Raw genomic sequence first — 12,459 nt, 5'->3', positions numbered from 1 at the left:
TATTTAGAAGTTTCTGGTATTGTACCTACGAGCTGGCACACTGGTGAGTGTCTCTTGAGGCTCTTGCAGGTTGTTGGCTGCTACAGCCGAAGTGCCACTCTCTTGAGGTAGCTTCTCGTACCTAATGGTAGCGGTCTTTTTAGCACCAAATATCTCTGGGCTCATATACATTAAGACTACCATCTTTAGGCCTTTCTCCTTATTGACAAAGTTGACGCCATCCATATTCATACCGTAGAATATGAAGCCCTCACTCTCGGCCAATGCTTCAAACTCTGGCGTGGTTCTAAACTGTCCAGGCGAGGTCTCAAAGATGACACGCTCACAATCATTGTAGCAAAGACGTAATAAGCGTACGCTCTGTAGCTCTTCTGGCGTTGCCCTTAATAAAGATAGGTGGAACTCGTAGAAGCGGAACTCCTGCTTATCCACATCAGTCTCTTGATTAGTTTGATAGATAGCTGCCCACATCTCGTCGGGATGCTGAGGGTCGTTATTTCCAATTGGCATCTCAATGAGTACCTTACTACCAAGCGATTTCTCCCATGCGGAAATATCTTTGAATTTCACCCTTGGGTCATAAATCCTCTTCTGAATTTCATCGGTGTAAACCGGTAGCTTATCGAATGTAGGAAGAGGTTTATCGGGTAGATACTGTGGGTTGAAACGGACATAATACTCATCATACCTAGTCTCATGGAAGAGTGATGCCACAAGGAACCCATCAGGGCTGATCAGCTTGGGCGATTCGGGCTTACTATTGTAGCGCTCCTTGTAGCCTAGATCTTTCAGATACTGCAGATAGCCACCCTCCTTTTGAAACTCCTTTGGGTCGGAGAGAAGAATCATCACCTGGTCATAGACGAAGTGCGAATCAAGACTATGGAAATAGTTGATCTCAGGAAGCTTTTGGCTAGAGGTCTCGAAAAGTAGGGCATCTGGTGAGCCGAAGTCACTATCGCCAAACTGGATCTGAACGACTTTAAAACCCCTAGCTTCCTCATAAGCGACAAGGTCTTTGTAGACCATATACTTGTGCGATTCTTGGTAGGGAACAAAGTACTCCAATTGACCAGCCTGCTCCACAGTAATGGTGAGCTCGGAAGCGTCGGCTTTCTTTATTGTGACGATTGCTTGCCGTGGCTCGGTGCTGTGATTGCGAGGCACTGCCAGCTTTATGGACTGGCTATCTTGCAATGGAGTGATTGCGAGCCACTCTTCAGAGGCAGTGATCTGATCCCAACTTATCTCTCCACCGATTACCTGAAGGTACTTTTCGCCACCCATACTAGGTAGTTGGAGTTTGTCATCAGAAAGCTGGGAGAGGTCTAGCTGTAGATCTGCACCCTTTTGGGATACTGTGATATGGCGTACCAAATTATTATCTGAAATGACAGATACTGTGGCATGCCGCTCTTTACTGCTATGATTTTCGGTAGTCGCTATAGCTAGTTTGTTATCAGACGGAGTGACTGTAAGCCACTCTACTTGTGGAGAGATGCTGTAAATCCAATCTATAGCATCGCCACAACGATTGCAAACTTTGACATTGACCTCTTGCACACCTGCAGATCGGTCAAAAGAAAGCTCGGACTGAGAGAGCTCAATACTTCCGAAGTCGGCTTCTGTGGGCTCATCTTTTTGGCAGGAAGCTAGAGCTACTCCTACTATTAGGAGTTCTATTAATTGTCTTATATAATGTCTCATAGTTGATTAAGCTCCTATTAGAATGACTTCTTGGCACTCCGGCTATGGAGTGATTCGTGCACACGTATGCGTGGGCTAGTATGTAGGTAGTCAAGAGCCTTGAAGTCGCCCTTCTTTACGGCTTGGAATGCTCTCTGCTCCTCACGCGATAGTGCTGAGGTGCCTTGTGGCTGTATGAATAGAGTATAATAACCAATCATCAGTGAAGGCTTGTTATTATTCACATCAGTGAATTGTACTCTCCTTACATAGATTACACGTTCTTGAGTATCGCTTACAGACTTCCAATAGTAATAGGCCTGGGAATCTTTGTCTACCCCATCAAATTGATAACCTGCATCGAGTATCAAGCTCTCAAGCTCGTCGGTGATAATGTAGCGACGACCCTCCTCGCGTATACCCCAGCTTAGGTTGGAGAAGTACATAGCTTGCTCATTAACGGTTTGGATATAATCAGCCGTAGAGTTTTTTGGTGTGCTGGTATAGAACCAGTAGGTATGATTAATTGCATCGTATTGATCATCACTCTTTGCGCACTCGAAGCCTGCAGACTTGTAGAGCTGAGTGCTTTGGTCTTGATTGATAAATGAAGTCTTAGAGCCTGCTTCACCCTCAAGGCGGATGATGTCTGCTGCCTTGTATTGAGTATTGGATAGGCGATCTAGCCAATTGCCTTTACCTACTGGTAGGGTTGGGAAGGTAGGGTATTTCTTCGTCTGGGGGTAGTAAGGGAAGAAGGCGACCACTGCCCCGCCTTGCTTGATCTCTATCTGAGCATTGATTGCTTTCTGTGTATTACGATATACCAATACAAGGTCTTTGCTTGCTTCCTTATCCTGAACATAGCCATTGTCTTCTAGGAATGCTTGGTACTCCTTTAGCTCTACCTGAGCAGCATCATCATTTATATATAGAATTGACTGAGCTACCGTATATTTGAGCTCCCCTAGATTGCGCATATAGGCAAACATTGGCATGTAGTCGCTATTGGTGATGAATTGCATCACAGTAGGCACCTCTTCTTTTTGGAAGTTATCATACTTGCCTTGCTGGTAGCCCTGTAGTATGGAGCCACGCTCTTGCTCATAATTAATAAGCTCTACATCGGAATGGCTTCTGGAAGTAGGTTCAAAGGGCAATAAGTATTTTGCCACTCCTTTCTGTGTGATAAGTAGACCAACTTGCTCTCCATTCTGTGCTTTAGCAATCAGCGTGGTGGATCTACTCTCATACTCCTTATTGGCTGTTACCTTTACGATAAGCATCTTTGCGCCATCACCGCCTACTACTGAGAGCCACTCTTTAGCCTCCTCCTCTATTGGCTCAAAGTGCCAGTCGTCGCTATTCGTAGCAATCTGCACCATCTTCTCGCCTGCCTTATGTGAGAAGACTAGCTCACTCTCTGAAAAGCTAAAGAGCAGGTCGCTTGCAGACTGGGTAACATAGACTTTTTGCACACCTGCAGGGCTAGAGATAATGATCTCTGCTTTACGCTCCTTTCCTAGAGTGTTGGCAGTAGCTGTGAGGGTGAGTTTGTCATTATCTTTCGTTGGAACAAGCCAGCTACTCTCGCCCACATTGGAGATATAGCTCCACACCTTGGTGCCAGAAATAGTTAGGACCTCCTGTCCGCCATCTTTGTTAAATACCACATTGGTCAGGCTTACTTCTAGTGCCCCATCATTGATCTCGTTATCCGAAGATGTGCTACACGCTGTTAGTTGTAGCAGAAGTAGCACGATAGGTGCTACAAATAGCCATAGCTTAGCTCTTTTTCCCATAGTTTCTTTTGCTAATTGTTTTTTGTTAACCTTTAGTTGTTTTGTTTAGGTATCAACCACCACAAATTAACCAAAAATAAATGAGATTATAGAGCATTTACATAAGAAATATTGAGGTTTAGACGGATTATATCGACCTCAAATGGGGGGGGGGCGATAAAAAAAAACCACTGTACTCCCATTAGTAAGTACAGTGGAAAAAACGATCATTATGAGTGGACCCTGAAGGATTCGAACCTTCGACCCTCTGCTTGTAAGGCAGATGCTCTAAACCAACTGAGCTAAGGATCCAATATAAATGACAAAACTAGTGAGTGGACCCTGAAGGATTCGAACCTTCGACCCTCTGCTTGTAAGGCAGATGCTCTAAACCAACTGAGCTAAGGATCCGATATGTCTTCTTTTTGCTTTAGCTTTGCAAAGGTACTATAAATATTTCAATCTACCAAAGAAGTCGCCAAAGTTTTTTGAGTTACGTAGAATATAAGTTGAATATAAAATGAGAGACACCCTAGACCTAGGTCTAAGGTGTCTCTATGTATTGACAAGTGTCGGATTAAAGATTACTGAAACTTGTATCTGCGGTCTTTAATATCCGACTTCTGGATAATATAGGTAAGTGCCTGTGAGCGAACTATGCCCTTACGCTCAGCATCGAGTAGCCCCTTAGTATCTGCTTCCGTAGCAGGATCCTCAGTACGATTCAGAGCCTTAACGAGGTAGACACTACGCACTCCCTTGAGTGGCTGTAGACTCTCTACTGGAGCATAAGCAGCTGCAGCATTGATAGCTGGCTCGTAGCCGATACCTGCCAATCGTGTAGTATTGAACTTCACCGTGCTGAGGGTGTCGACCTGGCTATGTAGCTGCTCTGCAAAGGCCTCGAGATTGCTGTACTTAGCACCTGTGAGTTGCGCATACATTGCCTCTACCTTCTTCTCGTCACGTACGATATCAGTTACTTGATCCTTTACCATTGCTAGTGGGATCACCTTATCGGTAAATGAAGAGTTGAGACGCACAAATACCCACTTATCTCCACACTCCGTGATATCGCTGACCTCACCTGGCTTAGCCGACATTGCCCACTTAACTAGCGAACGGCTATTCTCGATGCCCTGAGTAAGCATAGGCTGGTCGGCACTCACCTTAACATTTGGAAGCACCTGATACCCCTTATTAAGTGCCAATGAATCAATATCATTATTCATGTTCTGAGCAATGAAGCTACTGATATCATTATAGAGGGCAGTCTGTGTCTCATTGCTTGCCACGATATTTCGCTGTGCAAAGGCCACCTTGTACTTAACCACATTGTCCTTAGCTTCGTTTACAAGCACAATATGCTCACCATATTGCGACTTAAATGCAAAGGGCACTCCGACGGTTGCCTTATAAATAGCATCGCTAAAGTCTTCGCCTAGATATTGAGCTGCAGTGGCCTCATTGAGCCAAGTGATCTCTCCACCATTGGTCTTGGTATTGGTATCGATCGAATAATTAGCAGCCAAAGTGGCAAATTGACTTGGATCGGCTTTCAATACAGTGAGAAGGCTATCTACAGTTGGCTGACCAGCTTGTGCAGGTGCCAGCATGATGTGGCTTACTCTCAGCATCTCTGGCGAAACCTTCTTATCCAATAGTTTTGCCACACTTACAGACTGTCCAAGGTCATAAACCTGAGAAACCTCTCCTACTGGAGCCGACTCAAGGAACGCAGCAAAGTCAGCAGGGAAGATAGGATTATTAAATTCACCAATTGGAAGATAGTAATCAACGTACTTCACATCAGAGTAGTCCTCCAAAACGTTGGCTGGGTTCTCGCCAGCCTTAAGTGCCTTCTCCGCCTCGGCAATATCACTCTTCGCCGACTCCACATCGCTAGCCGATGGGGTAATAGTAGCATAGATCACATCTAGGTCAGCACCGCCATTTTGTGAAGCAAATAGCTCCTTATGGTTATCGTAATAGGCCTTGATATCTGCGTCCGTCACTTGAACATCTGCATCAGGAGCTTGAGCTACGCTTTGCTGTACATAAGCGAGGTCCGCCGCTACGCTATTAGCCTTGGTATAGTAGGCTAGCTCTAGCTTGTTGGCTACTACGGCACCCGAAATCAGACTAGTGTACTTCTCACCTAGCTTATTAGAGCGAATATCATCCTCTAGCTGTACCCAAATGGCCTTATACTGATCAATGAGTGCCTGCTCTTGAGGAGTGGCTCCCTTTGTCTTGATCTGCTTAAGGAAATTGAGAAGAGCAGCCCTATCAAAGAGCCCCGTCTCGGGATTAGTGAATAGCCCACTCTGTAGGATCATTGGAGATAGATTATCCCCTTGCACTAGGTCAAATGTCTCTGCAGGAGTCACTGTGAGACCAATCTTATCAGCCTCTTCGGAGAGTATTTGCTTGCTCACCATTGTCTGATAGACCATATTGCGTACTTGCTGAGTCTCCGCCTCACTTAGGTTGCGGTTCATCTGCTTGTACTGCTCCATTGTTTGGCTCACTGCCTGCTCATAGTCTTGGATCTTCACCTTATTGCCATTGACGATGAAAGCATCCATCTCGCTGTCGCGATAAAGCGACGAAAACCAATTGCCCACATCCCCAAAGATAAAGGCAAAGAGACCCAAGCCGATGGCTATCACTAGGATGACTGCCCTGCTTCTAATCTTTTCTAATACTGCCATATATACACTAATGTTTGTTTACATGTTCCACATCTATCGTCACCGTTGGTGCACCCTGTTTCGAAGTGTACCCATTTGGTTTGCGAAGTTAGCAATTTTTTAGGACTATATCAAATATCCTTTCTTACGAATTTATCTCTACTCCCCCATTCCCTTGATATTATCAATGTCTACTACGGGTTGTTCGAGCTCAGTAAAGGGTAGTTGTCGAGCTAATCGTATGGCCTCCCACTCCTGGGCATACTCATCGTAAATATCCATTCGGAAGTTCTCCGAACCAAGTCGATCCATCGCTGTGAGCACCCTCTTGATCGTAATAGAGGTGATCTCAGAGGCAGGTGCATAGGTAACAGGCAGGCTGGACTTTTTCGACTCTATTGCCACTAGAAGGCGACAGGCGACTAGCTTATCTAGAGTATCTTGCACAATCACTATCGGCAGGTCGGTCTCACCCGCTAGTAGATCGGCACTATACGACTCACCCTCGTGCCTGAAGGCCTTGCATATCTTCTTCATAATGATCAGGGCTACAAGGTCTCTAAAGCGTCGGCTAATGCGCTCACTCTCCTTCCTAAATACATATTGCTTTACATTTTGTATAGCATAGCTCAGCTGTGCCCCAAAGAGGATGATGGTCCACGAGAATTGCATAAAGAGCATCAGTAGGGGGATCGCAGCGACACTTCCGTAGATGCTATTGTACTTAGAAACCCATAACTGCCCCGAGATATAGACCATCTGAAAAATCTGAAAAGCTGCTCCAGCCAAGACCGCCGAAGCAAAAGCGGGTAGAAACTTCACCCGCGTATTGGGGAGTAGCATATAGAGGGCGGTAAGAATCAATATAATCACCACAAAAGGAAGTACCTTCAGTAGCGTGGTGACAACTGGAGCAATACTAATCGTACCAAGTAGCTCAATAGAACTAAGCGAGCCGATAAAGATGTTGGAAAATGAGATGGCAATCAGTGAGATGGGCACGATCACAATGGCAGCAAAGTAGCCGATTAGACTCTTGCTAATAGGGCGGGAGTCTTTGATCTGCCAAATCTGGTTGAAAACACTCTCCACCGTCAGTAGCATACTAAATACCGTGTAAATCAATACAATAAGACCCACAATAATCAGCACGCTACTCTGGATCTCAGCTAGGTACGACTCCACAAAGTCAAAGGCTGTGGTGAGCTCCATCTGGTGGGCTGGGAAAGCATCGTAGAGGGCACGCTGCACCGAGGCCTGCATCCCGAAACCAGCCGCCACACTCAGGATAATAGCGAGCGTAGGCACCAATGCCAGCAGCGTGGTATAGGTGAGGGCGGAGGACTTCTGGGCCACCGACCCATCAATAAACTCCTTTACTGAGATATAAAGCACCCTTAGGATACGCACGAAAAAGCCCGACACCCCTTTCATCTCGGCGTCATAAAGCCGCCACATATCACTCGTGATAAAATTATAGGCATTGCCAAACCACTTGCAGAGACGATTAAAGACGGAGTTTTTTGATTCCCTCTTACTTCTCTCCTCTTGGATCTTTTCCAGCCTTTGGTTGATATCCTCCTCTTGATTTCTCATTCAATACTTCCTATATATATAATGAGTAAAGAAAAAACGTATGAGTCCTCAATAAGCCGGGTTCTGTCTGCCTTCTCCCTAGGGATTAGGCTGCTTGCCATCTATCTAGACCTAGAGTCACCCCTAGGCTCTATCGGTCTACCCCCCAGCATCGGGCGAGCCACCCTACAAGCGCTGGTATACGCGACCTTTCCACCCACAATGCATACTGCAGCTCGATATCACTATCAGCTCGGTGGGCTCTTACCCCACCTTTTCACCCTTACCTGTGAAGTTTGCACTCAGTGCAAAGCCACGTGGCGGTTATTTTCTGTTATGCTCATCTACCTCACGATAGCTTCCCGTTAGGAAGTGTAGTGCTCTTTGTGGCCCAGACTTTCCTCTCGTGTAGCACGCTACACCAGCGGCACGCTTTCGGACTCATACGCTCTTACTCTCTCAGTTTCTCCAAAATAAAAGCTCCTAAAGCCGTTGCAAAGATACCAAATTGTTACGACACCACTTGAACCCCTGCGCAGGGGCCACGCATTAGAAATATAAACTTAAGTTACAGCCTTAATATGGATAGCTTGTACTAGACAAGCGAGAAAGGACCTCGGCAGAGGTCCTTACTCAAAGACACCTCCCCAAAAACCATACGGTGATACCTTTCTAATGCGTTACCCCTTGCCACTCCGCCAGGGGTAACCCTGAATAGATTTAGGGAAAAGTTGATTTCTTGAGTTATTATTGATAACTTTGCGAGTACATTTTTGTTCATAACTTGATAGCCATTAGTTGAATAAATACTGTTGATACTCAAGCTGTAAATAGGATTTTACTCCTAACAATCTATAATAGTATTGAACAGTATTTTTAGGCCTCCTTATTGCCCCCAATAGATTCTATGATATTCATAGAATAATCAAGGATTCCGCCTAACTAACTAATGGCTATCTCTTTTATCGCTCTGCCCTTTATGCAAAAGGAGGAAACGAGTAAGGGCGGGCACCAATTGGTGCTCGCCCTTATTATTATCAGTCAATAGGAGGGTTACTCCTTATTTCCATCAGCAATAGCCGCTTTGAGGTGCTCAAGGTAAATATTGTTGATCTCCTTATAGTCGCCAAGGCCCTTCATATGTGTCTCCACCTTCCAGCCTTTCTTTTCCAATTGCCACTTCCAGCTCTGGTCTTCATCAGCCTCGCCTTTCTCGTAATCTCCAGCCATATCATTATTAGCGTGGTCACCTACGATGGTCATAAGAGGTTGTAGATGGATTTTCTTATTAGCTACTTTATCCTCTACCATCTTTAGTTCACCAACGAGGTAGTCAAATAGCATTGCTGGATAGTCCACAGTAGCTACATATACATAGCCATGTCCGTAGTTTTCCTTAGCATACTTTTGCATCTCTTGCTCTAGCATCTTATACTTTTGGTTGGCATACTCGTAGTTCTCCTCAGGGTTACCGTGTCCCATAAAGGCGACTGCCTCACCCTTCTGGATATGCTCCTTATGATCATCCACTAGGATCTTAGCTACCTTTTGGATATCCTCTTTAGAGTAGAGAAGAGGGTGACCTAGCACAGCATCATTACGACCTTTTCGATCATCAACCAACTTTACGTTGTACTCCTTCTTCACATAAGCGTCCCTTAGAAGTGTAAACTCCTCACCTGGGATAACGTGGAATGACTGTACATGGACATTCTTGTAGTTCTTCTTCAAGAAGCTTTGCATCCACATTGCAGGTGGAATAAACTCCTTTCCTTGAGCCTGCATACGGTTAATAATAATCCTAGAAGTATAGGAGAGGTAAAGGTCGGTATTGGGGAATTGCTTTTGGAAAAATGCCTTTTGCTTATCAAAGGTTTGCTGTGGCACATCATAGGTAGAGCCAAAGGTCACTAGTAGTAGAGCAGTGTCGTGCTTCTTTGGGAAAGCGTCGGCAGGGTTTTGTGTAGGAGCTTTTACCTCTTCATCACAGGCAGTAAATGCCATTGCTGTCATAGCTAGAGCGACTAGCGTCAGCATCAAGTTGTAGTACTTCTTCATAATTCTTGTAGTTAAAAGTTTATTAGAAAATCATTAATCCTTCTTTTGGTCAAAGCCTATCTTCACCGTAGCGAAGTAGGTACGTCCAGGCGTCTTCGTACCGAAGTTGAGCCCATAGGGATGGGTCTCCTTGTAGTCAAAGATATTATTTACTCCTAGCGTCAGCTGGAGATTCCACTGCTTCCAATACTTAAATCGGTGGGTAGTGGTGAGGTTCCAAAGTGCAAAGCCAGGGGCATCGCCATAGTAGGCATAGTATCTATCTGTCTGAAGCCTACCATGTAGCCCCGCCACAAGGTCGTAGTGCTTTTTGCGAAGCGTGTAGGTAGCACCCACTGTCCCCTTATGTTTCGAGGTGCCGTCTATTGGTCGCTCCACGATCACCGGCTTGCCATCGCCCTTCTTGGTGAGCTCCGAATCATACACATGGGTACTGGTATTGGTGAGCGTGTAGCCCATAGAGAGCTTCAGATACTTCACTGGTGCCCACGTCATGGCATACTCCAGCTCCCATATCTTGGCATCCTCAGCATTGATATACTGCATGGCACCATCTAGCTCTCGCCCTTCATCGCTTTGGTATTTAGAAGGCAATGGAACTGGGATTAGGGTAATCATATTATTGAGCTGATTATAAGAGCCGTATAGATGCATCGAGAGCTTCTTGCTAGGGTCATAGCTAAAGCCTAAAGAGAAGTAATCTGATACTTGAGGCTTCAGGTCGGGATTACCCAGATAGACCCTTAGCTTACTCATCATCGTCCGCTGATACTCGTAGTAGATCTCCTTAATGGTTGGAGTTTTGAACCCTCGACCATAGGTACCACGGAGTTGCAACCCACTCTCCCCAAAACGGTATTGCAGGGAGAGCTTTGGAGTGATATGGCTACCAAATGCTTTATGGTATAAATACCTCACGCCACCCGTGACATTAAATAGAGGAGTTACCTGCCACTCATCCTGAGCATAAGCCGAGAGGGTATAGGCCGATCCTGAGCCATTGGGCATACGATTGGGAGCAATCAAATGGTCCACAATCCCCTCCACACCAAAGGTAGCTTGATGGTCCGTGCCAAAGTACATAGAGCCCTTGGCATGAAGTAGGTATTGGCGTTGGTCGCTCTCCAAAGACGACTCTCCAGGCTGATAATAAAATGGCATCGGCACATAATGTAGCCTACCATCATCTAGGACCTCAGGCTGTAAATACTCATCTAGGTACCGACTGTAATAATCATAGTGGTAGGCGTGTCGGTCAAAGCTAGCTAAGAGATTAAAGGTCTGGTAGGCACTTGGTCGGTAGGTGGTCTCCACACTGGCTGCCTGGTCATTGTATCTCAGGTTGAACTGTCTCCACCGTGGACCCCCTGGCTTGTGATAAATACGCTTTTTGTAGAGCATACCTGTGCCACGCACCTCCCACTGCCTATTGGGTCGCCAAGCGATCTCTTGCTGGATACGATGATTATAAAAGGCACTAGTAGTCTCCGTAGTGCTATTTTCGTAAAGCTCCTTCCGGTAAAGCTCCTGCGTGCTATTTTGCCAACCATTGCTCCTATCACCAGAGTATTGGGTCACGCTTGAAAAGGTCTTGTATCCCCACGCAATGGTATTATTCTGCTGCCATTGCCCATACGACCCTAGGCGTGTGCTATTGACTACTGAAAGCGGCGTATCGGTATAGTCCTTGGTGATGATATTGATTACACCCGCAATGGCATCCGACCCATAAAGCGTAGAGGCTGCCCCCTTGACGATCTCGATCTTCTCTATCATAGAGGCACTGATCTTGCCGAGGTCGTTTTGCCCACCCACATCGCCATGTAGCCTACGGCCATTCACCAGCACCAAGATGTAGCTATTGCCTAGCCCGCCAAGAGTGATTCCACTTCCCATACCACTATTCAGAGCATCAAATGAAGGAGATATCGTGGTCAGAATACCATCTAGATTATGCCCCGAGATGCTGATCAAGTCTTGCTTCGACACCACCTCTGTACGCACTGGTGCTACCGCACTATAATGGCGGGTACCTGTTCCTGTCACCACCACCTCCTCCAGCTGATCCGAGAGCTGAATAGAATCCTTAGGAAGCGACTGAGCCTCTGCACCTACCCCATAAAGAGCACAGCAAAGCAGGCACCCAAACACGTGCCATACACTCCACCTTTTACGTGAGCACATAATATAATAACGATAAATAAATACACACGGATACTAGCCTGTTCCTGAGCCAAGAGTATCCATAAAAATACTAGGCAAGTAGGCAGGTCTCCCGACTTAGTCTTATCCCTTTCAATAGAAAAGCCTTCCCAGAGTAAATCCAGTGGCTTCAGAGAATATCTGAAAGGCGGAGGCAACCTACCTCCTCAAGACATTACGGTAGCAGGAACTGTTTTGGATTCTCACCAAATTCCCTATTAAATAGCCACTCATCGTACACAAGTGACCATACCCATCTGCTTTCTGCAAAGGTACCCAAAAGAAACACAAAAACAATAAAAATTAAGATTTATTTTCCACAACACGCAACACGCCACCCACCAGCAGAAAAAAGAATAGGCGATCACAGCCAAAACTGAGATGCAACTAAGCGATCGACGAGTTGCAACTAAGCAAACGGCGAGTTGCAACAAAGCAAACGCTTAGTTGCAACTCAATTAACG

At 45.8% G+C, this 12,459-nt stretch carries 6 protein-coding genes, 2 tRNA genes, 1 other RNA gene and 1 riboswitch; all 9 genes read right to left on the bottom strand.

The window, feature by feature from the left end:
• Positions 1 to 3: 3 nt before the first annotated feature.
• The 9 genes from MWL85_RS00840 to MWL85_RS00800 all read right to left on the bottom strand — a co-directional run bounded on the left by MWL85_RS00840 (position 4) and on the right by MWL85_RS00800 (position 11,977).
• Entirely contained in the window at positions 4 to 1,707 is a 1,704-nt protein-coding gene (locus MWL85_RS00840) for a BACON domain-containing protein (RefSeq protein WP_244401004.1), read from the bottom strand.
• Positions 1,708 to 1,724: 17 nt separating this feature from the next.
• Positions 1,725 to 3,488, bottom strand: a complete 1,764-nt coding sequence (locus MWL85_RS00835; RefSeq protein WP_244401002.1) for a BACON domain-containing protein — start codon at positions 3,486 to 3,488, stop codon at positions 1,725 to 1,727.
• 216 nt (positions 3,489 to 3,704) lie between these two features.
• Positions 3,705 to 3,779, bottom strand: a tRNA-Val gene (locus MWL85_RS00830).
• 24 nt (positions 3,780 to 3,803) lie between these two features.
• Positions 3,804 to 3,878: transfer RNA gene (locus MWL85_RS00825), tRNA-Val, on the bottom strand.
• 173 nt (positions 3,879 to 4,051) lie between these two features.
• Positions 4,052 to 6,181: a peptidylprolyl isomerase gene (locus MWL85_RS00820; RefSeq protein WP_244401000.1), complete on the bottom strand. Its 2,130-nt coding sequence runs from the start codon at positions 6,179 to 6,181 to the stop codon at positions 4,052 to 4,054.
• 138 nt (positions 6,182 to 6,319) lie between these two features.
• Positions 6,320 to 7,756: a YihY/virulence factor BrkB family protein gene (locus tag MWL85_RS00815; RefSeq protein WP_244400999.1), complete on the bottom strand. Its 1,437-nt coding sequence runs from the start codon at positions 7,754 to 7,756 to the stop codon at positions 6,320 to 6,322.
• Between the two features lie 37 nt (positions 7,757 to 7,793).
• An RNA gene (gene rnpB / locus MWL85_RS00810) (RNase P RNA component class A) lies at positions 7,794 to 8,179 on the bottom strand.
• A gap of 609 nt (positions 8,180 to 8,788) precedes the next feature.
• Positions 8,789 to 9,793, bottom strand: a complete 1,005-nt coding sequence (locus tag MWL85_RS00805; protein ID WP_244400997.1) for a sirohydrochlorin cobaltochelatase — start codon at positions 9,791 to 9,793, stop codon at positions 8,789 to 8,791.
• A 33-nt stretch (positions 9,794 to 9,826) separates the two neighbouring features.
• Positions 9,827 to 11,977, bottom strand: coding sequence for a TonB-dependent receptor plug domain-containing protein (locus tag MWL85_RS00800; protein ID WP_244400995.1), 2,151 nt, complete (start codon positions 11,975 to 11,977; stop codon positions 9,827 to 9,829).
• Positions 11,978 to 12,041: 64 nt separating this feature from the next.
• A riboswitch (cobalamin riboswitch) is annotated at positions 12,042 to 12,267 on the bottom strand.
• Positions 12,268 to 12,459 lie beyond the last annotated feature (192 nt).

The sequence above is a fragment of the Porphyromonas somerae genome (assembly GCF_022845615.1).
GTDB lineage: Bacteria > Bacteroidota > Bacteroidia > Bacteroidales > Porphyromonadaceae > Porphyromonas_A > Porphyromonas_A somerae.
The sequence above is the reverse complement of the archived record's forward strand: the minus strand, read 5'-3'. Positions and strand labels throughout refer to the sequence as shown.

What these genes read in the sequence shown, in the direction of transcription:
- MWL85_RS00840 (WP_244401004.1), bottom strand. Translation starts at nt 1,707, where the DNA reads ATGAGACATTATATAAGACAATTAATAGAACTCCTAATAGTAGGAGTA.
- MWL85_RS00835 (WP_244401002.1), bottom strand. Translation starts at nt 3,488, where the DNA reads ATGGGAAAAAGAGCTAAGCTATGGCTATTTGTAGCACCTATCGTGCTA.
- MWL85_RS00820 (WP_244401000.1), bottom strand. Translation starts at nt 6,181, where the DNA reads ATGGCAGTATTAGAAAAGATTAGAAGCAGGGCAGTCATCCTAGTGATA.
- MWL85_RS00815 (WP_244400999.1), bottom strand. Translation starts at nt 7,756, where the DNA reads ATGAGAAATCAAGAGGAGGATATCAACCAAAGGCTGGAAAAGATCCAA.
- MWL85_RS00805 (WP_244400997.1), bottom strand. Translation starts at nt 9,793, where the DNA reads ATGAAGAAGTACTACAACTTGATGCTGACGCTAGTCGCTCTAGCTATG.
- MWL85_RS00800 (WP_244400995.1), bottom strand. Translation starts at nt 11,977, where the DNA reads ATGTGCTCACGTAAAAGGTGGAGTGTATGGCACGTGTTTGGGTGCCTG.